The following is a 22,928-nucleotide window of genomic DNA, read 5'->3' as shown; positions in this document are numbered from 1 at the left end:
CTGCCCTTAATTACTGCAGGAGCGGCGTCCGCAAGTCGAGGGTCAAGGGAAACTCAATTGTGCGTTCCTCCGGCGGCGTTTCGATCTTGCCGGGGGTGTGGCCGTGCTCCTGGAAGCGCGCCAGCCGCCGCGCCTCGGCCTCATAGGAGTTGACCGGCTTGGTCTCGTAGTTGCGGCCGCCGGGATGGGCGACATGATAGACGCAGCCGCCAAGCGAGCGGCCGTTCCAGGTGTCGATCAAATCAAATGTCAGCGGCGCGTGCACGGGAATGGTCGGATGCAGGCCGGAGGCCGGCTGCCAGGCCTTGAAGCGGACGCCTGCAACCGCTTCGCCCGAGCGGCCGGTCTCGGTCATCGGCATCCGCCTGCCATTGCAGGTGACGACATGGCGGCCCTCCACGAAACCGGTGGCCTTGACCTGCAATCGCTCGACCGACGAATCGACGTAGCGCACGGTGCCGCCCGAGGTGCCCTCCTCGCCCAGCACATGCCAGGGCTCGAGCGCCTGCCGCAGTTCGAGGCCGACGCCACCGTGATGGACCCGGCCGAAGGCGGGGAAGCGGAACTCGAGCTGCGCCTGATACCATTCCGGTTCAACGTCGTAGCCGAACTGCTTGAGCTCGGCGAGCACGCCGAGAAAGTCCTCCCAGAGGAAATGCGGCAACATGAAGCGGTCATGCAGCGCGGTGCCCCAGCGCACGAATTTTCCGTCCTGCGGCTCGCGCCACAGCTTCGCGATCAGCGCACGGATCAGCAGCTGCTGCGCCAGCGACATGCGCGGATCGGGCGGCATTTCGAGCGCGCGGAATTCGACCAGGCCGAGCCGGCCGGTCGGGCTATCGGGCGAATAAAGCTTGTCGATGCAGATCTCGGCGCGATGGGTGTTGCCGGTGATGTCGACCAGGATGTGCCGGAACAGCCGGTCGACCAGCCACAGCGGCGCGTCCATGCCCGGCGGCGGAACGTGCGCCAGCGCGATCTCCAATTCATAGAGCCCGTCATGCCGCGCCTCGTCGATCCGCGGCGCCTGGCTGGTCGGGCCGATGAACATGCCGGAGAACAAATAGGACAGCGACGGATGCCGCTGCCAATACAGCACGAGGCTCTTCAACAAATCCGGCCGGCGGAGGAACGGCGAATCCTCCGGCTTGCTGCCGCCAACCACGATGTGGTTGCCGCCGCCGGTGCCGGTATGCCGGCCGTCGATCAGGAAGCGGTTGGCCCCTAACCGGGTCTTCGCGGAATCCTCGTAGAGGCCGAGGGTGATGTCGACGGCCTCCCGCCAGCTCTGCGCCGGCTGCACGTTGATCTCGATCACGCCCGGGTCCGGCGTCACCTTGATCACTTCGACGCGTGGATCGAATGGCGGCGCGTAGCCCTCGACATGGACTGCGAGCTGCAATTCTTCGGCAGCGGCCTCGATCGCCGCGATCAGCTCGAGATAATCCTCGACCTTCTCGACCGGCGGCATGAAGGCGCACAGCACGCCGTCGCGCAGCTCGATCGACATCGCCGTGCGCACCGGCAACGGCTCCGGAATCTCCTTCAGCGCCCGCGTCAGCTCCGGATCGATCTCCCCCAGTGCATCGCGCGGCGCCATCGGATCCCGCTCGATGACGTAGGGAAAATCCTCGGGCGGAACGTGTTCGAGCGAAGAGATCGGGAGGCGCAAGCCCAGCGGGGAATCGCCCGAAAACAGGAACAGGTGGCTGCGCCGGATCTTCCAGCGCTCGCTGCGCCAGCGCGCCGGCACGCGATCGTCCAGCGGGCTCCAGCGCTGGATCGGCAACACGTAACCCTTCGGCGTGGTGAGGCCCTCGTCGAACACCCGCGCGAGACGCGCGCGCTCTTCCGGATCGGTCAATTTGGAATTCGCAGGGCTGACATTGGCCGGCAGGCCGGCCTCGCGCTCCAGCCAGAACGCTGTGTCCTCAAAGGCCGGCATGACGTAGTCAGCCTTCAGGCCGAGTCGCGCGGCGATGCCGATTGCGATGCGCTCCGCATCGGCGATTTCAGCCTTGCCCGGATTTTCGACTGAGGCGATCAGATCGGCATTCTTCCAGATCGGCTTGCCGTCCTTGCGCCAATAGAGGCCGAACGCCCAGCGCGGCAGGCTCTCGCCGGGATACCATTTGCCCTGGCCGTAATGCAGCAGGCCACCCGGCGCGAACCGCGTGCGCAGCTTGCGGATCAGCTCATCGGCCAGCGCGCGCTTGGTCGGACCGACGGCTGCGACATTCCATTCCGGCGATTCCAGATCGTCGACCGACACGAAGGTCGGCTCGCCGCCCATGGTCAGCCGTACGTCATCCTTCGTCAGATCGGCGTCGATCTGCTCGCCGAGCCGGTCGAGCCGCGCCCAGGATGCATCCGAAAACGGTCGCGTGATCCGCGGTGCCTCGCGGATACGCTTGACGCTCATCTCGAAGCCGAACTCGACATTGGCGAAGCCCGCAGTGCCGGTCACCGGCGCGGCCGAGCGGTAGTGCGGCGTGGCGCAGACCGGGATGTGTCCCTCGCCGGTCAGCATGCCGGAGGTGACGTCGAAACCGATCCAGCCCGCGCCGGGCAGATAGACCTCGGCCCAGGCGTGCAGGTCAGTGAAATCGCTCTCGACCTCGCGCGGCCCCTCGAGCGGATCGATGTCGGGCCGCAGCTGGATGAGATAGCCGGAGACGAAACGCGTCGCGAGCCCGAGATGGCGCAGCGCCTGGATCAGGAGCCACGCCGAATCGCGGCAGGAGCCGGAGCCCGCGGCCAGCGTCTCCTCCGGCGTCTGGATGCCGGCCTCCATGCGGATGACGTAGCTGATCTTCTTTTGCAGCTGCGCGTTCAGCTCGACCAGAAAATTGACGGTCGAGTCCGCCTTGCGCGGAATGTCCTTCAGATACGCCGCGAGCAGCGGCCCGGGCGCCTCGGTCTCGAGATAGGGGGCGAGCTCGGTCTTGAGATCGGGGGGGTATTCGAACGGAAAGCTGTTGGCGTAGGGCTCGACGAAGAAGTCGAACGGATTGACCACCGTCATCTGCGCGGTGAAGTCGACCTCGACCTTGAGCTCGGTCGCCTTGTCCGGAAACACGTAGCGAGCGAGCCAGTTGCCTTGCGGGTCCTGTTGCCAATTCACGAAATGGTTTGATGGTGTGACCTTGAGCGAATAGCTCAGGATCGGCGTGCGGGTATGCGGCGCGGGCCGGAGCCGAATGGTCTGGGGCCCGAGATCGATCGGCCGGTCGTATTTGTAGTGCGTGACGTGATGCAGTGCGACGAAGATCGACACGGACCAGGAACTCCAGCAGCTTTTTTAAGCAGAACACTGGTTCCGGCCGACATCAAGCACTAACAACGGGCAGCAAGTGCCTATCGGGAGAGCGGATTTCGCCGATTGGCGGCCGGGCTGAACCCAAACTTAACCAAGTCCATTCACCATAACGGTACGGACGCATGTTGAGTATGGAGTAGCGCCATGCAGAAATTGACCATCCTGCTAACCACCGCCGCAATGCTGCTGCTCGGGCTGAATCAGGCCGCACGCGCAGACGAGGTCGAGGGAATCTGGCTGACTGCGGCCGGTGACGCCAAGATCCGCATCAGCTCTTGCGGCAAGGCGTTGTGTGGCATCATCGTCTGGCTGAAGGCGCCGATCGATCCCGCGACCGGCAAGCCGCAGATCGACGACAAGAACACCAACAAGGCATTGGCGCAGCGGCCGATCGTCGGCATCAACATCTTCAACGCCATGCGTTCGGTCGCCGACAAGAAATGGTCGGGTACTATCTACAACGCCGACGACGGCAAGACTTATTCCAGCGATCTGCAGCTCGCCGGCACGAAGAAGCTCGAGGTGCGCGGCTGCGTGCTGGCGGTGTTGTGCGGCGGCGAGACCTGGACCAAGGTCGGCGAGATCACGGTGGCGTCGGTCAATCAGTGAACAAGCCGACTTAGCAGTCGTCATTGCGACGAGCGACAGCGACGACGTAATCCATCGCTCCGCAAGCTGGGCTGCGCATCGCTTCGCAATGACAGCGCCAAGGTGGCCGTCCCCGAGCGCTACATCGTCGCGCCCAAGACCCAGGGGGCGAACTCGGCGCCGCCGAAATCAAAGCTCTCGCTCTTGGTCGGCTGGCCCGAGGCGGTCTTGAGGATGAGGTCGAAGATGCGCTGGCCGCATTCCTGCACGCTCTCCTCGCCGTCGAGGATGGTGCCGCAATTGACGTCCATGTCATCCTGCATCCGCTTGTACATCGGCGTGTTGGTGGCGAGCTTGATCGACGGCGCGGGCTTGCAGCCGAACACGCTGCCGCGGCCGGTGGTGAAGCAGACCAGATTGGCGCCGCCCGCGACCTGCCCGGTCGCAGCGACCGGGTCGTAGCCGGGCGTGTCCATGAACACGAAGCCTTTCTTGGTGACGGGCTCGGCATAATGCAGCACGTCGACCAGATTGGTGCTGCCCGCCTTGGCCATCGCACCGAGCGACTTCTCAAGGATCGTCGTGAGACCGCCCGCCTTGTTGCCGGGGCTCGGATTGGCGTTCATCTCGGCACCCTCGCGCTGGGTGTATTCTTCCCACCAGCGCATCAGGCCAACCAGCTTCTCGCCGACCTCGCGGCTGACGGCGCGACGGGTCAGCAGATGCTCGGCGCCATAGGTTTCGGGCGTCTCCGACAGGATCACAGTGCCGCCGTGGCGCACGAGCAGATCGCTCGCGGCGCCGAGCGCCGGATTGGCCGACACGCCGGAGTAACCGTCCGAGCCGCCGCATTGCAGCGCCACGGTGAGTTCGCTCGCCGGCACCGCTTCGCGCTTGACCTTGTTGGCGTCAGTGAGCGCTTCCTTGACGAAGGCAACACCGGCTTCGACGGTCTTGCGGGTGCCGCCGACCTCCTGGATGTCCATCGCGCGCAGCCGGCCGGCAAGCTTCTGCTCGGCCATCAAGCCGCCGATCTGGTTCACCTCGCAGCCGAGGCCGAGCACGATCACGTTGGAGAAATTGACATGGCGCGCATAGCCGCCGAGCGTGCGGCGAAGCAGTGCTAGCGGCTCGTCCTGGGTCATGCCGCAGCCGGTCTTGTGGGTCAGCGCGACGACGCCGTCGACATTCGGGTAGTCGGCGAGCGGATTGTCGCCGGTGAACGGGTTCTTCTTGAACATGTCGGCGACGATGCCGGCAACATGGGCGCTGCAATTCACCGAGGTGAGGATGCCGATATAGTTGCGCGTCGCGACGCGGCCGTCGGCGCGGCGGATGCCCTCGAAGGTCGCCGGCAGATCGAAGTTCGGGACCGGCTTGACGTCGACGCCATAGGCATAGTCCTTGGCGAAGTCGCCCATGCCGCAGTTCTGGGTGTGCACATGCTGGCCCGGTGCGATCGGCTGCGTCGCAAAGCCGATGATCTGGCCATAGCGCCGGATCGGTTCGCCTTGCGCGATCGGCTTGATCGCGACCTTGTGGCCGGCCGGAATGCGATCGACCGTGGTGATGCCCTCGGTCACCTCCAGCCCCGGCGGCAGGCTCGCGCGCGCGATCAAAACGCTGTCGTCGGCGTGCAGGCGGATCACTTGGGCCGAGGCCATGGGAGTTCTCCTTTGGAGCGAATAGCGAATGGAATTGGGAGCAGCGCCATTCGCTACTCCCTGTTCGCCATTCGCGAAGATGACTACGCCTTGCCGCCGGACTTCTCGCGGGTCGCATTGACCTGCATCTTGGCGTAGACCTGCATCAGGCCGACCTCGTTCGACAGCGTCACGAGCTTGAAGCCCATGTTGATCGCGCGCACCGCGCCCTCGGCGCCCGAGCAGTGGATGCCCGGGTTGAGGCCGCGCTTGCCGCATTCCTTGATGATCTTCTCGTAGATCTTGAGGATCTCCGGCTCGTCGCGATCGAGCTTCGGCACCAGACCGTAGGAGAAGCCCAGATCGGACGGACCGATATAGACGCCATCGATGCCTTCGACGTCGAGGATCGCTTCCATGTTCTCGACCGCGGTCTTGGTCTCCATCATCGGCAGCAGCACGATCTCGTCGTTGGCGGTCTGCTGATAGGTGCCGGCCGAGCCGTACATGCCGGCGCGGATCGGACCGTTGGAGCGCACGCCCTTCGGCGGATATTTTGCGTAAGAGACCAGGTTCTTGGCTTCCTGCGGCGTGTTGACCATCGGGCAGATCACGCCATAGGCGCCGCCGTCCAGCACCTTGCCGATGATGCCGGGCTCATTCCAGGGCACGCGGACCATCGGCGTCACCGGATGGGCATGCATCGCCTGGAAGCATTGCACCATCGACTGATAGTCCTGCACGCCATGCTGCATGTCGACGGTGACGCTGTCGAAGCCGCATTGCGCGATCACTTCGGCCGAAAACCCGGAGGGGATCGCGAGCCACGCGTTCACCACCGCCTTGCCCGATGCCCAGACCTGCTTGACCTTGTTTGCCATTGATCGCGTTTCCTTTTGTGTTTTTGGAGGGCGGACCTCAGCTGGTCGCCCGCTGGATCGAGACTTCGCTGACGCCGACTTCGCGCGCGGTATTCACTATCGCCGCCCAGGTGTCGTCAGGCAAGGGGATGCCGTTCTTGGTGCGATCGGCGCGGGTTTTCCGCTCCGGATCGCCCGGAACCAGCACTGAATCCGTACCCGCGATCGGCTTGGTGGCGCGGATGAAATCGGTGTAGCGGGTGATCTCGCCGTCGAAGAAGTTGCTGGTGTCGATCACCTTGGGATCGATGTAGAACGCCATCATGCCGTTGGCGAAGCGACGGTCCGACGATGTCGCGCCGGTACCGGTCAGCGCACCACCAAGCAGCTCACAGATGAAGGCAAGGCCCGAGCCCTTGTGATCGCCGAAGGCACGGATCGCGCCGGTTCCCTTGGTGTGATCGCGCGGCCCATCCGGCGTATACGGACCATACAGCACATGCGGGTCTTCGCTCAGCGTGCCGTCGGCATCGACCAGCGCGCCGATCGGCAGCTTCTTGCCGCCGCGACTCGCTACCAGGCACTTGCCTTCGGCGACGACGGACGTTGCGAAATCGAGCACGATGGGATCCTGGCCCTGGCGCGGAATGCCGACGCAGTATGGCGCGGTGGACAGGCGCTTCTCGACGCCGCCATAAGGCGCGACCAGCAGCGAGCCTGCTGCGGTGACGAAATGAATTGAAACAAGCCCCTCAGCAGCGGCCATCTCGGCCCAGTCGCCGACGCGGCCGAGATGGCCGGAGTTGCGCAGCGCGACGGCAGCAAGCCCCGCTTTCTTGCACTTCTCGATCCCGAGCTTGACCGCGACCGGGGTGACGGTCTGGCCATAGCCGAACTTGCCATCGACCACCGCGAGCGACGGCGTGTCGACCACGACTTCGGGGGTCTGGTTCGGCACGATCGAACCCATCTTCTTCCACCTGACGTAAACAGGCACGCGGATCACGCCGTGGCTGTCGTGGCCGGTGAGGTTGGCCGTCGTCAGGTAGGTCGCGATGCGCTTCGCCTCTTCCGGAGAGGACTCTGAATGCGAAAATACCTCGGACACGAAGTTGATGAGATTATCGACCTTGATGGTGACCATGAAAAATTAGCTCGCTCGATTAGGCGTGGGTTTTGGCGTGTCCGCCGAGATAGGCCGCGGCGATGGCTTCATTGCCCCACAATTCGTCGGGCTTGCCGCCGAGCACGATCCGCCCGGTTTCGAGAACAAAGCCGTGATCGGCGACCGAAAGTCCCATGCGCGCATTTTGCTCGACGAGCAAGACCGTGGTGTCCTTCCTGATCTGCGAAATGATGCGGAACACCGCCTGCACAATCACAGGTGCGAGACCGAGCGACGGCTCATCGAGCAGCAGCAGGCGTGGCTTCGCCATCAGCCCGCGCGCCACCGCGACCATCTGCAACTGGCCGCCGGACAGCGTCCAGCCCAGCGCGTTCGAAAAGGCGCGGATGTCCGGGAACAGGTCGAACATCGCATCGGCCTCGCGCGAGATCTGCGACGCCGAAACCTTCCGGTTCGACGCGCCGAGCATGATGTTCTCTTTCACGGTGAGGCCCGGGAACACGCGGCGGCCTTCCGGCACATGCGAGATGCCGAGCCGGACGATCGCCTCCGGGCCGAGGCCGGCGATCGAGTGACCGTCGAACAGGATGTCGCCGGAGGCGGGCTTGGCGAGGCCGCTTATCGCGCGCAGCGTCGTCGACTTGCCGGCGCCGTTGGCGCCGAGCAGCGTGACCACTTGCCCCTGCTCTACGGCGATGGTGACGCCGCGCAGCGCTTCGATCTCGCCGTAGCGGACCACCAGATTGCGGATTTCGAGCAGCGGCATCATTCGCTCCCGAGATAGGCGGAGACGACGTCAGGATGACGCAGCACGGCCATGGACTCGCCGTCCGCGATGCGGCGTCCGAAGTTCAGCACGGTGATGTGCTGGGCGGCTTCCGAGACCAGCGTCATGTCGTGATCGATAATCAGGATGGTGAGGCCCTGCGCCGCGATGCGCTTGAGCAGCTCATGCAGCTCGAGCTTCTCGGTCGAGTTGAGACCGGCGGCCGGCTCGTCGAGCAGCAGCAAGGTCGGGTTCGAGGCCAGCGCCCGCGCGATCTCGATCAGGCGCTGGTGGCCGTAGGAGAAGCTCGAGATCAGTTCGTTGGCGCGGCTGCCGAGGCCGACGAAGGTCAAAGCCTCCATCGCGCGCTCGGTCAGCGCTTCGTCGCCCTTCCCGATCATGGTGTTGCCGGGACGCTCGGCGCCGATCTCGACATTCTCCAGCGCCGTCATCGAGCGGAACAGGCGGATGTTCTGGAAGGTGCGCCCGAGACCCGCGGCCGTGCGCTGATGCGGCGCCATGCTGGTGATGTCGGTGCCGTCGAGCACGACCTTGCCCGACGTTGCCTTGTAGAGACCGGACAGCACGTTCAGCGTCGTCGTCTTGCCGGAGCCGTTAGGTCCGATCAGCGCATGCACGCTGCCGCGCTTCACCGCGATGTCGACGCCGTCGACCGCCTTGAGGCCGCCGAAATGCTTCGACAGCCCGGAGACTTCGAGCACGATGTCGCCGCCCGTCGTCGCCGGTTTGAGCTGCAGCGCTCCGGCAACAGGCGGCGCCTTGCTGTGCGCGCGCATCCGCGTGAACGCGTCGGACACGAAGCCCCAGATGCCGTCAGGCATGAAGCGGATGATCAGGATCACCGACAGGCCGTAGATCGCGAGGTAGAGGCCGGGCACGCTCTTGAGGAAACGGAGCCATTCCGGGATCAGGATCAGAAGGCCGGTGCCGATCACCGAACCGATCGGCGAGGCCACGCCGCCGAGCAGCGACATGGTCAGGAACTGGATCGATTCCGCGAACGAGAACTGGTCCGGACTGACATAGGCGAAGCCGCCGGCGAACAAGCCGCCCGCCAGCCCGCCAAGCACCGCGCAGACGGCAAAGGCGGAGACCTTGGTACGGAACACATCGATGCCGTTGACGCCGGCCGCAAGTTCATTGTCTCGCACCGCGCGCATGGCGCGGCCAAGCTTGGTGTCGGGCAGATGCCAGACCAGATAGCCGACGATGGCGAGCATCGCGACGCAGAAGGCCAGGTAGCTTTGCGAGGACTGGAACAGCTCGGGCCGGCGGATATTGGCGACGCCGTCAGGCCCGTGGGTCACGCCGATGGCGTTGATCATCACCAGCGTCACGATCTGCTGGAACGAGATCGTCACCATGGCAAGGTAATGGCCACCGAGCCTCAGCGTGGACATGCCGAGGAAAGCGCCGGCGACTAAACTGATCGCGCAGCCGCCAACCAGGCAGAGCCAGAAGTTCAGATGCAGGTCGGCAGTCCCGAGGCCGACGACATAGGCGCCGAAGCCGAAGAACGCGGCCTGCGCCAGATTGATTTGTCCGCACAGGCCGAGCACGACCGACAGTCCGAACACCGCGATCGAGAAGGTCGTGGCCTGGAGCAGGATGTTCAGCACGTAGCCGTCGAACTGCATGCTGGCGGCGAGCGCCACCAGCGCCGCGGCGCCCAGGAAATACGGCAGGTGCCGAATGATCAGCGGTTTCGAGCGCACGGCAGGCGCCGGAATCATGTTGTCGCTGGCGCTCATGCTTTCTCCGCGACGCGTTCGCCGAAGATGCCCTGCGGCCGGAACACCAGGAAGGCGATCAGCACCAGGAAGGCAAAGCCGTCCTTGTACGGCACCGAGATGTAGGCGGCGCCGAAGGTTTCAATGACACCGAGCGCGAGGCCGCCGACGATCGCGCCGGCGACGTCACCGAAGCCGCCGATGATGGTCGCGGCGAATGCCTTCAGCGCGATGGTCGAGCCCATCTGGATCGAGACGAACAGCACCGGCGCCACAAGGATGCCGGCGAGGCCGCCGAGCACCGCCGAATAGATGAAGGTGATCATGATCATGGTGGAGACGGAAATGCCGAGCAGCGAGGCCATTTCCTTGTCCTGCGAGGTCGCCTGCAGCTTCTTGCCGAGCAGCGTCTTCTCGAAGAACCAGAAATTGAACAGCACCAGCAGGATCGTAACGCCGATGATCAGAAGATACTGGCTGTCGAGATAGACCGGGCCGAGCTGGATGCCGGGCGTATCGAACCAGCCTTGCAGCACCTGCGGCTGCGGGCCGTAGATCGCGAGCACCGAGTTCGACAGCAGGATCGAGGCGCCGATGGTGGCGATGATGACAGGCAGATAGGTGCGGTGACGCAGCGGATAGTAGACGCCTAGATTGAAGACGACGCCGAGCAGCGCCATACCGGCAAGCGCGATCACGAAGGACAACCAGTAGGGCAGCCCGAGCTCGACGCAGACCACCATCAGATAGGCGGCGACCATCGAGAATTCGCCTTGCGCGAAGTTCACCACGTTGGTGGCGCGGAAGATCAGCACGAAACCGAGCGCGACCAGCGCGTAGACCGCGCCGATGCCGATGCCGGTGAACAGCAATTGCAGAACTAGATCCATGACAGCGCTCGGTTGAAGCAGAAGCAAATATCCCGGCACCGGCCGGATCGGAGTGTTGTCGTGTTAGCGCTACACGGGAGGTGGCAGGGCTCTCTCCCCCTCGCAACCGGGGTCTATCCCGGTTGCGCATCGTAAATTTGGGCAAGTCGGGCAGGCCCGACTTGCCCCGGGGGAGAGTTGGAGAGAGAGGGGTAAACCACGAATTCCGCCCGTGCGGCTTACCCCTCTCCCTACCCCTCCCCCGCAAGGGGGGAGGGAACCCATCCATTCGTGCCTCCCTGACCGTTTCAGATCAGTCGTTGAAGTCGATGTGCTTGTCGTAGACGATCGTACCCTTCTCGTTCTTCACGACATTGTAGCCGTGCAGGCCGTCGCCGTTCTTGTCGAAATTGTACTCGCCCTCGGCGCCGGCGAATTTCTGCGTCGCCAGGATGGCCTCGCGGATCTTGGTCGGATCGGTCGAGCCGGCCTTGTTGATCGCCGCCGACAGGATGGTGATCGCGTCATAGGGCCAGGCGCTCTGGTTGTCGGGCGCGGTCTTGTAGGCATCGCGATAGGCCTTGCCGAACGCCTTCGCGGTGGCGCTGGAGTCTTCGGCGAAGTCGGCGACACCGTAGGTGCCGAACAGCGCGGGACCGGCGAGCTTGGTCGAGGACACTGCCACCACCGAGGGCGAGCCGACCCAGGGGATGTTGACGCCGAGCTGGCGCAGCTGCCGGGCAAAGATGCCGAGGTCGTTCTCGAAGGTGAAGTAGGTGCCGAGCACATCGGCGCCGGACTGCTTCACGGCGAGCACGACCGGAGTGAAGTCCTGGCTCTGGTTGGCATAGCCCTGGTCGAGCACCGGCGGCGCGCCGAGCTTGGTCAGCGCCTCGGTGAGCGCCTTGCCGCCCGCGGTGCCGAAGGCGTCGGTGGAATGGACGATCGCCCATTTTTTCTTGCCGAGCGTGTTGACGCCGAAATCGGCGATCACGCGGCCGGAATAACTGTCGTTCGGGCGGAAGCGGAACAGCCAGGGATTGCCGGAATGGGTGAGATCAGGATTGGTGCCGCCGATCATCACGGGCTTGCCGACCTTGATGACGTCGGGGGCCATCGCCTGCACCTGGGTCGAGCGGATCGAGCCGAGGAAGGCGACGATGTCGGATTGTGCGGCGAGCTTGGAGAACGCCAGCACGATGCCCGGGTTGGTGGTCTGGTCGTCCTCGATCACGAGCTCGACCTGCTTGCCGAGCACGCCGCCGGCCTTGTTGACTGCGGCCAGCGCCAGCTTGGCACCGTTCTGGGCCCACAGGCCCTGCTCCGCGGCCGGTCCGGTGACCGGCACGCACATGCCGATCTTGATGGTCGCGCCCTGCGCCCAAGCGCTACGCATCAAGGCGGGAGCAGCAAGACCTGCCGCCAAGCCGGCGGAAAATTCACGCCTCGTCAGTTTCATTCAATCCTCCCTTTGGTGCGCCGAACTTGCATGTCGGCTGCGTTGAGACGAGCTGACGCGTCGATCTGTTGCCCTACCCGCGACCGTCGATTGGCGCGCCGAACAAACGTGGAGGCCCGCTGCAGCGCACAAGACGCGCAGCAGCGGCCATCAATCTGGCGTTTGGCGCAGCTAACCACGATTGCACATTGCACGCAATAGTCAAAAGTTCTGGCAACGGTGCGTGAATGCCTGCTACCAGCGAGATGACGCGATCACGTGATAATGTGGCCGACGGGCAGCCATCGATGTCGATTCCTAAAGCGAAATCGCAGACCAGACGGAAACAGCCGGCCTACGCGCTGATCAAGAGCGCATTGGCAAAGCACATTCGGGCCGGTGACGTGCCGCCCGGCACGGTGCTCTCCGAATCGGCGATCGCGACCTTGTTCGGCTCCAGCCGCTCCCCGGTGCGGCAGGCTTTCGAACAACTGGCGGATATCGGCCTGGTGCGCCGATTCGACGGCCGCGGCGTCATCGCCGGCAAGCGCCAGGTCGAACCACGGCGCGTCCCGATCACACCGGAAATGTTCGGGCTGACCGATGGCCCGGTCGAGGCGGTGCGCAGCGACGCCTGGGACACGCTCTATTACAAGCTCGAACGCGAGGTCATCTACCGGTCGCTGTTCGGACGCTTCCGCGTCAGCGAGCTCGCGCTGGCGCGGCACTTCCGGGTCGGGCGCACGGTGGCGCGCAATCTGCTGCTACGCGCGCAGGCGATCGGAATCCTCGAGAAAGGCGCCAAGGCGCATTGGTACGTGGTGCCACTGGATGAGGATCGCCTTCGCGACATCTTCGAGGTGCGCGCAACCCTCGAACCGCTGCTGCTCAAATCCGCGACCGCGAAAATTCCTGCCGCGCTGCTTGACCGGATGGCGGAGCGGCTGCGCGAGGGAATTCAATTCCGCAGTCGCGTCGGTGTCGGCGAGCTCGACGAGATCGAGGGCGACCTGCACATCCGCTGCCTGGGCTATGGTATCAATCGCGAGATGATCGAGGCGCTCAAGCGCACCCACTGCGCGTTCGCGATCGGAAAGCACATTCAAGTCGCGCTGACTGCGCCGCAGATCGATTCCTTCATGGACGAGCATCTGGTGATCATCGAAGCGTTGCGCGCGCGAGACGGCGATGCGGCAGCCGCGATCTTGCGCCGGCATATCGAGTGGTCCCACTCGAAGGTCGCCAGCTGGATCGCCCAATTCCGCGCCATCAACGTGATCTCGCGCGTGCCCTATATGACCTGAGCTCGCATCGCCGCGCGCATGATCGCAGCTACTCGTCGACCTCGACGTCGGCGTCATCGGCCGAGCCCATTCCAGCCAGACTTGCCTCCAGCACACCCAGCATTTCGTGCAACTCGGCAAGCTTGCGCGCGCCATATCGTCGCGTGATCTCGGCGTAGATCGCCTCCGACGTCGGCGCCACCGCCTCGATCAGCTTCAACCCCTTGGCAGAGATCGAGACCACCGCGCGCCGCGCGTCGTTCTCCGCCGCCTTGCGCTCGATCAACGCACGGCCCTCGAGGTCACGCAGGATCCGCGACAGGCTCGGGCCGAGCAGGAACGCCACGCGGGCGAGCTCGGTAACCTCGATCTCGTCGACCGCGGTCAACGCACGCAATATTCGCCATTGCTGTTCGGTCAGCCCGTGATTGCGCAACGAGGGACGAAACTGCCGCATCACCGCCTCGCGCGCACGGAGCAGCGACATCGGCAGCGAACGTGAGAATTCGCGCATCGGGCCACGTCGCGACGATGTGTCGTCACCCTGCTCCTGCCCTGTCTCGTTCGACAATTTCTTGCGCGCCATCACCTAATCCGCCGCCGCAACCTTTTGCACCGCAACATACGCTGATTCAGTTTGCGGGAAATCACTTAACATGTTAATCATTTCCCGGCATCCATTTTTGTGTAGCACGCATGGCACTCTCCAAGGACGATATCCGCGCTGCCGCCGAGCGGCTCGACAACGCGGAAAAGACCCGCAAGCAAATCCGCCAGCTATCGCTGGAATACCCCCGCATCACCCTCGAAGACGCCTACGCGATTCAGAAGGCCTGGGTCGAGATGAAGGTGACGCAGGGGCGCATCGTCAAGGGCCACAAGATCGGCCTGACCTCGAAGGCGATGCAGAGCGCGCTCAATATCGACGAGCCCGATTCCGGCATCCTGCTCGACGACATGTTCTTTGCCGATGGCGGCCTGGTGCCGACCGATCGCTTCATCGCAACCCGCGTCGAGGCCGAGCTTGCCTTCGTGATGAAGCACCGCCTGGCCGGGCCGAACTGCACATTGTTCGACGTGCTCAACGCCACCGACTTCGTGGTGCCGGCGCTGGAGATCCTGGATACGCGGGTCGAGCGCGTCGATCCCGAGACCAAGGCGACGCGCAAGATCTTCGACACCATCGCCGACAACGCCGCCAATGCCGGCATCGTGCTCGGCGGCCGGCCGATCCGCCCGCTGGAGGCCGATCTGCGCTGGATCGGTGCGCTCTGCTTCCGCAACGGCCAGCTCGAGGAAACCGGTCTCGCCGCTGGCGTGTTGAATCATCCGGCGACCGCGGTGGCGTGGCTCGCCAACAAGATCGCGCCGAACGGGCTGGCGCTGGAGGCCGGTCAAATCGTGCTGGCGGGCTCGTTCATCCGCCCGATCGAGACCCGCAAGGGCGACACCATCCAGGCCGATTACGGACCTTATGGTTCCGTGAGCTGCTACTTCGCCTGACGCACTCAGCAGGAGCGCTGCATGCCGCATTTCACAATTGAATACTCCGCCAATCTCGACGGCCTCGTCGACATGGGCGCCACGGTCGAGATGGTCCGCAAGGCCGCGGTCGAGACCGGCATCTTCCCGCTCGGCGGCATCCGTGTTCGCGCCGTCAGGTGCGAGCATTACGCGATCGCCGACGGCCGTAAGACTTACGGCTTCCTCGACATGGTGCTGCGGCTCGGTGAAGGCCGCGACCTCGCCACCCGCAAGCGGGCCGGCGAACACATCTTCAAGGCGCTATCGGCCCATCTCGATCCGGTATTCGCCAACAGCAAGTTCGCTCTGTCGTTCGACATGCAGATCAACGACAAAGAAACCAGCTGGAAACGCAACAACATCCACGACGCACTGAAGGTGGAGACGGTCAATGGATAAAGCGACAGCGAAATCGTCAGCCGACGTGTTCCAGGCCAACCGCGATCGCGCCGGTCCCCTGCTCGCGAAGTTGAAGGCCGATGGCATCGGCAACGTGATCGACGGCAAGGTCGTTCCGGCGGCTTCCGGCCAGACCTTCGAGACCAAATCGCCGGTCGATGGTGCGGTGCTGGCGACGGTCGCACGCGGCAATGCCGAGGATATCGACCGTGCCGCAACCGCGGCAGCCAAAGCTTTCAAGGCCTGGCGCGACATGCCGGCGGCACAGCGCCGCAAGCTTTTGCACCGCGTCGCTGATGCGATCGAGGAGCGCGCCGACGACATCGCCGTGCTCGAATGCATCGATACCGGCCAGGCGCACCGCTTCATGGCCAAGGCCGCGATCCGAGCGGCGGAGAATTTCCGCTTCTTCGCCGACAAATGCGGCGAGGCCCGCGACGGCCTCAACACGCCCTCTGATGAGCACTGGAATATCTCGACCCGGGTGCCGATCGGACCGGTCGGCGTGATCACGCCGTGGAATACGCCGTTCATGCTCTCGACCTGGAAGATTGCGCCCGCGCTGGCCGCCGGCTGCACCGTGGTGCACAAGCCGGCGGAATGGTCGCCGGTGACGGCTGACATGCTGGTCAAGCTCGCCAAGCAGGCCGGCCTCCCCGACGGCGTGCTCAACACCGTGCACGGCTTCGGCGAAGAGGCCGGCAAGGCGCTGACAGAGCACCCCGCCATCAAGGCGATCGGCTTCGTCGGCGAAAGCGCGACGGGCTCGGCGATCATGGCGCAGGGCGCGCCTACCTTGAAGCGGGTGCATTTCGAACTCGGCGGCAAGAACCCGGTGATCGTGTTCGACGACGCCGATCTCGACCGCGCGCTCGATGCCGTCGTGTTCATGATCTACTCGCTCAATGGCGAACGCTGCACCTCGTCGAGCCGGCTGCTGGTTCAGGAGAGCATTGCCGGCAAGTTCGTCGAGAAGCTGACCGCGCGCGTCAAGGCGCTGAAGGTCGGCCATCCCCTCGATCCCGCGACCGAGATCGGGCCGCTGATCCATGAGCGGCACCTCGCCAAGGTGTGCAGCTATTTCGATGTCGCCAAAAAGGATGGCGCCACGATCGCGGTCGGCGGCAAGCCGCATGACGGCCCCGGCGGCGGCCATTATGTGCAGCCGACGCTGGTCACCGGTGCCAACGCGAACATGCGCGTCGCGCAGGAAGAGGTGTTCGGCCCGTTCCTGACCGTGATCCCGTTCAAGGACGAGCGAGAGGCCATCGAGATCGCCAACGGCGTGCAATACGGCCTGACCGGCTATGTCTGGACCGGCGAGATGGGCCGCGCGCTGCGCGTCGCGGATGCGCTGGAAGCCGGCATGATCTGGCTCAACTCGGAAAACGTCCGCCACCTGCCGACCCCGTTCGGCGGCATGAAGTCGTCCGGCATCGGCCGCGACGGCGGCGACTACTCGTTCGACTTCTATATGGAAACCAAGCACGTCTCGCTCGCGCGCGGGACGCACAAGATCCAGAAACTGGGAATTTAACCAGCACTGTCATTGCGGGGCGACGCTTGGCGGCGAGCCCGGAATGACGGACCACAAAATTGAGGAAACACCGATGCCCGCTCCGACCCACGTTTTCGATCCGCCGTTCAACATCATCCGCTGCAGCCACGCGGTGCTCGACGTTACGGATCTCGACAAGAGCGCCGCCTTCTACGAGAAGACCGTCGGCCTCCACATCGAGGACCGCGACGACAAGTCGGTGTATCTGCGCGCCAGCGAGGAGCACCAGCATCACTCGGTGGTGCTGCGCAAGGCGGCGAAGGCCGCCTGCAACCGGCTCGGCTTCAAGGTCGGCAATGACGGCGACCTCGACAAGGCCGCCGCCTTCTGCTCCGAAAACGGCATCAGCTACGCCTTCGTCGAGCAGCCGTTCCAGGGCCGCACGCTGCAGTTCACCGATCCGTTCGGCTTCCAGATCGAGCTCTACGCCACGATGGAGAAGCGTCCGCATCTGTTGCGGCGCTACGATCTCTACAAGGGCTGCCATCCGCAGCGGCTCGACCATTTCAACGTGTTCGCCGCCGAAGTGCAGGACACCGTCGATTTCTACGCCCGGCTCGGCTTCCGCCTCACCGAATATGCCGAGGAGGACGGCGACAACGGCCGCATCGCGGCCGCCTGGATGCACCGCAAGGGCAACGTCCACGACTTCGCCATCACCAACGGCCGTGGTCCCCGCCTGCACCATATCGCCTATTGGGTGCCGACCGCGATGAACATCGTGCATCTCTGCGACGTGATGGCGTCTTCCGGCTTCCTCAAGAACATCGAGCGCGGCCCGGGCCGGCACGGCATCTCCAACGCCTTCTTCCTCTATATCCGCGATCCCGACGGCCATCGCATCGAGCTCTACACCAGCGACTATTTCACCGGCGATCACGACCATGAGCCGCTGCGCTGGTCGCTGCGCGATCCGCGCCGCCAGACGCTGTGGGGCGCGCCGGCGCCGCGCTCCTGGTTCGAGGAAGGTTCGACCTTCGCCGGCCAAGCGGTGCGCGAGCCGCGCTTCGTCGCCGACGTGCTGGTTGCGGACTAGTCACGCCTTCATCTACTCGTCGTCCCTGCGAAAGCAGGGACCCATAACCACTGAATTGAGTCGCTGAACGAATGTCTGGCCGCGTGCCCCTTTTAATGGCCGCGGAGTATGGGTCCCGGCTTTCGCCGGGACGACACCAACGAATGGATTGCTGATGCCCGCCCCTCGCCTCGCCACCTATTCCATCGACGGTGCCACCCGCTACGGTGTCGTGACTGACAATGGCATCGTCGATCTCTCGTCACGCTTCGCCAAGGACTATCCGACGTTGCGCGAGGCGATTGCCGCCGGCGCGCTAACCAAGCTCGTGGAGGACGCCGCCAAGCGATCGCCCGACCACGCGCTCGACGCGGTTGCCTGGCAGCCGCCGATCCCGGCGCCGGACAAGATCATCTGCATCGGCGTCAACTATCCGGACCGCAATGCCGAGTACAAGGACGGCTCGGACGCACCGAAATACCCGAGCATGTTCCTGCGGGTGCCGCGCTCGTTCGTCGGCCACAACACGCCGGTGGTGCGGCCGCGGGCCTCGCCGCAGCTCGACTATGAGGGCGAGCTGGTGCTGGTGATCGGCAAGGCCGGCCGGCACATTGCGGAAGGCGCCGCGCTCGATCACATCGCCGCGATCACGCTCTGCAACGAAGGCACCATCCGCGACTGGGTACGCCACGCCAAATTCAACGTCACCCAAGGCAAGAACTTCGATTCCACCGGCAGTCTCGGCCCGTGGATCGTGCCTTATACAAACGAAGCGCAGATCGCCGATGTCCGTCTGACCACGCGCGTCAACGGTGAAGTCAGGCAGGACGACCGCACCTCGCGCTTGATCTTCGGCTTCCGCTACCTCATCAACTACATCTCGACCTTCACGACGCTGGTTCCCGGCGACATCATCGTCACGGGAACGCCGACCGGCGCGGGGGCGCGGTTCGATCCGCCGCGCTATCTGAAGCCCGGCGATGTCGTCGAGGTCGAGGCCGAAGGCGTCGGCATCCTGCGCAACAGCGTCGTCGACGAAGCCAACTAACCCCGCAAGCAAGTGGACAGTGCCATGACCTCAACATCCGGTGGCGAAGCGATCGTCAACGGCCTCGTCGCTCACGGCGTCGACACCGTGTTCGGCCTGCCCGGCGCGCAGATCTATGGCCTGTTCGATGCTTTCCATCAGGCGCAGCTCAAGGTGATCGGCGCCCGCCACGAGCAGGCCTGCGGCTACATGGCGTTCGGCTATGCCCGCTCTTCCGGCAAACCCGGCGTGTTCAGCGTGGTGCCGGGCCCCGGCGTGCTCAACGCCTCGGCGGCGCTGCTCACCGCGTTCGGCTGCAACGAGCCGGTGCTGTGCCTCACCGGCCAGGTGCCGACGCAATTCCTGGGCAAGGGCCGCGGCCATCTGCACGAGATGCCGGACCAGCTCGCGACGCTGCGCACCTTCGTGAAATGGGCCGACCGGATCGAATATCCCGACAATGCGCCCGCGCTGGTGTCGCGCGCGTTCCAGGAGATGCTGTCGGGCCGGCGCGGTCCCGCGTCGCTGGAGATGCCGTGGGATGTCTTCACCCAGCGCACCCAGGTCGCAGCCGTCAAGCCGTTCGACCCATTGCCGGCGCCGCAGCCCGATCCCGACCGCATCAAGCAGGCCGCCGATCTGATCGCCGGCAGCAAGGCGCCGATGATCTTCGTCGGCAGCGGCGCCATCGAGGCGCGCGAGGAGATCCTCGAGCTGGCCGAGATGATCGACGCGCCTGTCGTCGCCTTCCGCAGCGGCCGCGGCATCGTCTCCAACGCGCATGAGCTCGGGCTCACCATGGCGTCGGCCTACAAGCTGTGGCCCAAGACCGACCTGATGATCGGCATCGGCACCCGCATGGAGCTGCCGACGATGTCGCGCTGGCCTTATCAGCCGGCCGGGCTGAAATGCGTGCGCATCGACATCGATCCGGTCGAGCTGCGGCGCTGGCCGGCCGACGCCGGCGTGATCGCCGACGCCAGGGCCGGCACCGCCGATCTCGTCGCCGCCGTGCGCAAGGTCGGCTACAGCAAGACCTCAGGCCGCCGTGCTGCGATCCGCGAAGCGACCGCAGCGACCGAGCAGGAGATCCAGCGCATCCAGCCGCAGATGGCCTATCTGAAGATCCTGCGCGAGGTGCTGCCGGCGAACGCCATCGTCACCGACGAGTTGTCGCAAGTCGGCTTCGCCTCCTGGTACGGTTTCCCGATCTATGAGCCGCGCACCTTCGTCACCTCGGGCTATCAGGGCACGCTCGGTTCGGGCTTCCCGACCGCGCTCGGCACCAAGGTCGCCAACCCCGACAAGCCGGTGGTCGCGATCACGGGCGACGGCGGCTTCATGTTCGGCGTCCAGGAGCTCGCCACCGCGGTGCAGTTCAAGATCGGCGTGGTGACGCTGGTGTTCAACAACAACGCCTATGGCAATGTCCGCCGCGACCAGCGCGAGCGCTTCGACGGCCGCGTCGTCGCCTCCGACCTGGTCAATCCCGACTTCGTCAAGCTCGCCGAATCCTTCGGCGTCGGGGCCGCACGCGTCACCTCGCCCGATCACTTCCGCCCGGTGCTGGAGAAGGCACTGGCCGATGGCGGCCCATATGTGATCTCGGTGGAAGTGCCGACCGATTCCGAGGTCTCTCCCTGGGCGTTCATTCATCCGGCAAGAAACAACTAAACGCTCTTCACGCCGCGTTGCAGCCGCGACGCGGCGATCACGAGCAGGCCGGCGCCGGCGACCGACCAGCAGGCGACCGGCGCCCAGTGCACCAGCGGCGCATAATCAGGCAGCTTCTGCAGGCCGCCGGCGACCGCGGTCATCCGCGCGAAGGTCGCAAGCGCGAGCGCCGAGAACACGAGGCCCGTCACCTTGCCTTCGGCGCCGGTCTCGCCGATCGCAAGCGCGGCCGACACCGCGCTCATCAGCATGCAGCCCCAGGCAGCTCCCGCCATGAACTGCGCCACGATCAGGACGTTGAGGCTGCCGGCGATCTCCGCGGCGACGATGGCGAAGGCACCGAGCAGCCCCGCTGCGCCCATCACGATCAGCCCGCCACGGTGCTTGACGACGATGCTCGCCGGAAACATCGCGATGTTGAAGCCGATCCAGAACACCGGCATCAACCATTGCAGATCGTCCGATTTGGCGAAACGCAGATAGAACGGCGCACTGTTGATGTTGAAGTGCAATTGATAGCCGAGCGAGAGCAGCACCATCGAGGCGATCATCAACATCGGCACCGTTCCAAGCCGCCTTGCCGGCGACGCAAGCCGCTCCGGCTGCACCTCCGCGGCGACGCGGCGCTCGATCCCTGAGAACGCCAGCGCGGTCAACAGTAGCACGGCACCCGACAGCACGAACGGCAGCCGCGCATCATGATCGCGCAGCACGACGCCGAGATAGGGCGACACCGCGCCGGCAATGCCGTAGCCGAGCATCGCCAGCGCGGCGAGGAACGGGACGGAAGGTTGCGCGCGATACTTCCCCAGCAGCGTCAATGGCGGCGCGCGCAAGGCCGACGATGCGGCAGCCCAGATCACGATCAAGGCGATCAGCCAGACCTTTGCGCCCGGCCCGGTGCCGGCGACGTATGGCAGCGCGATGAAGGCGGCGCAGGAGATCGCGGCGAGGATGCCGACGAACAGGCCGAGACGGCCGACCAGGATCGAGATCCTGTCGGCTGCCATGCCCATCGCCGTATCCGTGATGGTGAAGATGGCCTGGTCCATCATCAGGATCAGGATAACAGTTGAAGGCGCGATGCCAACTTCGGCGCACAGCTTGGGCAGGTAGATCAGGTAGGTGGTCCAGCCCAGCGTGAACACGAGTTGCAGCACGGCGAGATAGACGCCGGTGCGGTTGATCGCGCGGTCGGCCCTGGTGGTCATATGCAGAGTTTAGACCAGCTCTCCTCTTTGCGGGAGGCCTTCAGCCTGGCTGAAGCGACCAAGCAAAGCTACGCGCTGCCAAAAATATCGAAAACAACCCCATGCAAAGCAGCAGGCGTTCCGCCGGCACTCGGAAAGGCACTTGACACGTCGGGCAACTCAGTGGCACATTTCCATTATTCCGAAATTGCGCAGCCGCCCGCCGCCGCGCAATGGCTAGCGCACCTTGCGGAAGGTCAGATTGATCCGCTGGCGGCCGAGCACGCCGTGCTCGCCGTCGGCAAGCGGCGCCACACCGTGATAAAATAACCGTGACGGCCCGCCCCACACCGCGACGTCGCCATGTTCGAGCCGATAGCGACGCGGGGTGTCGCTGCGTTTGAGACCTCCGAACAGGAAGGTCGCCGGCAGCCCGAGCGAGATCGAGACGATCGGCGCGCCGTAATCGAGCTCGTCCTTGTCCTGATGCAGCGACAGTTTTGCACCGGGCACGTAGCGATTGATCAGACACGCCTCCGGGGTGAAGCCGGTGAAGCCGGCCTCATCAGCGGCAGCGGCGGCCAGCCTGCGCAGCACCTCCGGCATGACAGGCCAATTCAGCCCCGTATCAGGATCGATCGGATCGTAGCGATAGCCGCTGGGATCGGAGACCCAGCCGACGCTGCCGCAATTGGTCATCGCGACCGACATCCGGTGGCCGCCCGGCGTGATCAGATGGCGGAACGGCGCCTGCTTCACGATCGCGCGCAAAGCGGGAATGAGTTCAGCCTCGAACGGCCGGACGAAGCCACGCAACAGCACTGCACCGTCCGCGATCGTCTCGCGCGGCGGCCTCGCATCGCCGATGCTCTCGAACAGATCAGCGGCCACTCTCTCG

The 22,928-nt window shown here is 64.8% G+C and carries 19 protein-coding genes; 8 read left to right on the top strand and 11 right to left on the bottom strand.

Going from position 1 to position 22,928, the window contains the following annotated elements:
- Positions 1–10 precede the first annotated feature (10 nt).
- Entirely contained in the window at positions 11–3,277 is a 3,267-nt protein-coding gene (locus JQ507_09755) for a transglutaminase family protein (protein QRI71731.1), read from the bottom strand.
- A gap of 186 nt (positions 3,278–3,463) precedes the next feature.
- Between JQ507_09755 and JQ507_09750 the strand changes: the two genes are divergently transcribed.
- On the top strand, positions 3,464–3,928 hold the full coding sequence (locus tag JQ507_09750; GenBank protein ID QRI71730.1) for a DUF2147 domain-containing protein: 465 nt from the start codon (positions 3,464–3,466) through the stop codon (positions 3,926–3,928).
- Between the two features lie 119 nt (positions 3,929–4,047).
- Here JQ507_09750 and JQ507_09745 read toward each other — a convergent pair whose 3' ends face one another.
- The 7 genes from JQ507_09745 to JQ507_09715 all read right to left on the bottom strand — a co-directional run bounded on the left by JQ507_09745 (position 4,048) and on the right by JQ507_09715 (position 12,381).
- The gene (locus JQ507_09745; protein QRI71729.1) at positions 4,048–5,571 is read right to left on the bottom strand and encodes an altronate dehydratase; all 1,524 of its coding nucleotides are present in this window, start codon (positions 5,569–5,571) and stop codon (positions 4,048–4,050) included.
- Positions 5,572–5,654: 83 nt separating this feature from the next.
- Positions 5,655–6,431, bottom strand: a complete 777-nt coding sequence (locus tag JQ507_09740) for a 2,4-dihydroxyhept-2-ene-1,7-dioic acid aldolase (protein ID QRI71728.1) — start codon at positions 6,429–6,431, stop codon at positions 5,655–5,657.
- A 37-nt stretch (positions 6,432–6,468) separates the two neighbouring features.
- Positions 6,469–7,554: a malate/lactate/ureidoglycolate dehydrogenase gene (locus tag JQ507_09735; GenBank protein ID QRI71727.1), complete on the bottom strand. Its 1,086-nt coding sequence runs from the start codon at positions 7,552–7,554 to the stop codon at positions 6,469–6,471.
- Positions 7,555–7,573: 19 nt separating this feature from the next.
- Entirely contained in the window at positions 7,574–8,302 is a 729-nt protein-coding gene (locus JQ507_09730) for an ABC transporter ATP-binding protein (GenBank protein ID QRI71726.1), read from the bottom strand.
- Positions 8,302–10,074: a branched-chain amino acid ABC transporter ATP-binding protein/permease gene (locus JQ507_09725; GenBank protein ID QRI71725.1), complete on the bottom strand. Its 1,773-nt coding sequence runs from the start codon at positions 10,072–10,074 to the stop codon at positions 8,302–8,304. Before JQ507_09725 ends, JQ507_09730 begins: the two co-directional genes overlap by 1 nt.
- The gene (locus JQ507_09720) at positions 10,071–10,943 is read right to left on the bottom strand and encodes a branched-chain amino acid ABC transporter permease (protein QRI71724.1); all 873 of its coding nucleotides are present in this window, start codon (positions 10,941–10,943) and stop codon (positions 10,071–10,073) included. The genes JQ507_09725 and JQ507_09720 overlap by 4 nt, the downstream gene beginning before the upstream one ends.
- Positions 10,944–11,235: 292 nt before the next feature.
- Entirely contained in the window at positions 11,236–12,381 is a 1,146-nt protein-coding gene (locus JQ507_09715) for an ABC transporter substrate-binding protein (protein ID QRI71723.1), read from the bottom strand.
- Positions 12,382–12,668: 287 nt separating this feature from the next.
- Between JQ507_09715 and JQ507_09710 the strand changes: the two genes are divergently transcribed.
- A complete protein-coding gene (locus tag JQ507_09710) occupies positions 12,669–13,664 on the top strand; it encodes a GntR family transcriptional regulator (protein ID QRI71722.1) in 996 nt (331 codons plus the stop codon).
- 28 nt (positions 13,665–13,692) lie between these two features.
- On the opposite strand, the gene hpaR is transcribed toward JQ507_09710, so the two are convergent.
- Positions 13,693–14,229: a homoprotocatechuate degradation operon regulator HpaR gene (hpaR, locus tag JQ507_09705; GenBank protein QRI71721.1), complete on the bottom strand. Its 537-nt coding sequence runs from the start codon at positions 14,227–14,229 to the stop codon at positions 13,693–13,695.
- A gap of 110 nt (positions 14,230–14,339) precedes the next feature.
- Between hpaR and hpaH the strand changes: the two genes are divergently transcribed.
- The 6 genes from hpaH (at position 14,340) to JQ507_09675 (ending at position 20,840) form a co-directional block, all read left to right on the top strand.
- Positions 14,340–15,146 (top strand): 2-oxo-hepta-3-ene-1,7-dioic acid hydratase, encoded by an 807-nt coding sequence (hpaH, locus tag JQ507_09700; GenBank protein QRI71720.1) that lies wholly within the window; start codon positions 14,340–14,342, stop codon positions 15,144–15,146.
- A 21-nt stretch (positions 15,147–15,167) separates the two neighbouring features.
- On the top strand, positions 15,168–15,566 hold the full coding sequence (locus JQ507_09695) for a 5-carboxymethyl-2-hydroxymuconate Delta-isomerase (protein QRI71719.1): 399 nt from the start codon (positions 15,168–15,170) through the stop codon (positions 15,564–15,566).
- Positions 15,559–17,103, top strand: coding sequence for a 5-carboxymethyl-2-hydroxymuconate semialdehyde dehydrogenase (gene hpaE, locus JQ507_09690; GenBank protein QRI71718.1), 1,545 nt, complete (start codon positions 15,559–15,561; stop codon positions 17,101–17,103). The genes JQ507_09695 and hpaE overlap by 8 nt, the downstream gene beginning before the upstream one ends.
- 73 nt (positions 17,104–17,176) lie before the next feature.
- Positions 17,177–18,160, top strand: coding sequence for a 3,4-dihydroxyphenylacetate 2,3-dioxygenase (gene hpaD / locus JQ507_09685; protein QRI71717.1), 984 nt, complete (start codon positions 17,177–17,179; stop codon positions 18,158–18,160).
- Positions 18,161–18,314: 154 nt separating this feature from the next.
- The gene (locus JQ507_09680; GenBank protein ID QRI71716.1) at positions 18,315–19,187 is read left to right on the top strand and encodes a fumarylacetoacetate hydrolase family protein; all 873 of its coding nucleotides are present in this window, start codon (positions 18,315–18,317) and stop codon (positions 19,185–19,187) included.
- A gap of 24 nt (positions 19,188–19,211) precedes the next feature.
- Complete coding sequence (locus tag JQ507_09675; GenBank protein ID QRI71715.1) at positions 19,212–20,840, top strand: hypothetical protein; 1,629 nt, start codon at positions 19,212–19,214, stop codon at positions 20,838–20,840.
- On the opposite strand, the gene JQ507_09670 is transcribed toward JQ507_09675, so the two are convergent.
- Positions 20,837–22,051 carry an MFS transporter gene (locus JQ507_09670; protein ID QRI71714.1) on the bottom strand — a complete coding sequence of 405 codons (1,215 nt, stop codon included), beginning with the start codon at positions 22,049–22,051 and terminating at the stop codon, positions 20,837–20,839. The two genes, JQ507_09675 and JQ507_09670, sit on opposite strands and share 4 nt — an antisense overlap.
- Before the next feature lie 216 nt (positions 22,052–22,267).
- Positions 22,268–22,921, bottom strand: a complete 654-nt coding sequence (gene alkB, locus JQ507_09665; GenBank protein ID QRI71713.1) for a DNA oxidative demethylase AlkB — start codon at positions 22,919–22,921, stop codon at positions 22,268–22,270.
- Between the last annotated feature and the right edge of the window lie 7 nt (positions 22,922–22,928).

Source organism: Bradyrhizobium sp. PSBB068, assembly GCA_016839165.1.
GTDB lineage: Bacteria > Pseudomonadota > Alphaproteobacteria > Rhizobiales > Xanthobacteraceae > Bradyrhizobium.
The sequence above is the reverse complement of the archived record's forward strand: the minus strand, read 5'-3'. Positions and strand labels throughout refer to the sequence as shown.

Coding starts and splice junctions, on each gene's coding strand:
- JQ507_09750 (QRI71730.1), top strand. CDS start 3,464: ATGCAGAAATTGACCATCCTGCTAACCACCGCCGCAATGCTGCTGCTC.
- JQ507_09745 (QRI71729.1), bottom strand. CDS start 5,571: ATGGCCTCGGCCCAAGTGATCCGCCTGCACGCCGACGACAGCGTTTTG.
- JQ507_09740 (QRI71728.1), bottom strand. CDS start 6,431: ATGGCAAACAAGGTCAAGCAGGTCTGGGCATCGGGCAAGGCGGTGGTG.
- JQ507_09735 (QRI71727.1), bottom strand. CDS start 7,554: ATGGTCACCATCAAGGTCGATAATCTCATCAACTTCGTGTCCGAGGTA.
- JQ507_09730 (QRI71726.1), bottom strand. CDS start 8,302: ATGCCGCTGCTCGAAATCCGCAATCTGGTGGTCCGCTACGGCGAGATC.
- JQ507_09725 (QRI71725.1), bottom strand. CDS start 10,074: ATGAGCGCCAGCGACAACATGATTCCGGCGCCTGCCGTGCGCTCGAAA.
- JQ507_09720 (QRI71724.1), bottom strand. CDS start 10,943: ATGGATCTAGTTCTGCAATTGCTGTTCACCGGCATCGGCATCGGCGCG.
- JQ507_09715 (QRI71723.1), bottom strand. CDS start 12,381: ATGAAACTGACGAGGCGTGAATTTTCCGCCGGCTTGGCGGCAGGTCTT.
- JQ507_09710 (QRI71722.1), top strand. CDS start 12,669: ATGTCGATTCCTAAAGCGAAATCGCAGACCAGACGGAAACAGCCGGCC.
- hpaR (QRI71721.1), bottom strand. CDS start 14,229: ATGGCGCGCAAGAAATTGTCGAACGAGACAGGGCAGGAGCAGGGTGAC.
- hpaH (QRI71720.1), top strand. CDS start 14,340: ATGGCACTCTCCAAGGACGATATCCGCGCTGCCGCCGAGCGGCTCGAC.
- JQ507_09695 (QRI71719.1), top strand. CDS start 15,168: ATGCCGCATTTCACAATTGAATACTCCGCCAATCTCGACGGCCTCGTC.
- hpaE (QRI71718.1), top strand. CDS start 15,559: ATGGATAAAGCGACAGCGAAATCGTCAGCCGACGTGTTCCAGGCCAAC.
- hpaD (QRI71717.1), top strand. CDS start 17,177: ATGCCCGCTCCGACCCACGTTTTCGATCCGCCGTTCAACATCATCCGC.
- JQ507_09680 (QRI71716.1), top strand. CDS start 18,315: ATGCCCGCCCCTCGCCTCGCCACCTATTCCATCGACGGTGCCACCCGC.
- JQ507_09675 (QRI71715.1), top strand. CDS start 19,212: ATGACCTCAACATCCGGTGGCGAAGCGATCGTCAACGGCCTCGTCGCT.
- JQ507_09670 (QRI71714.1), bottom strand. CDS start 22,051: ATGACCACCAGGGCCGACCGCGCGATCAACCGCACCGGCGTCTATCTC.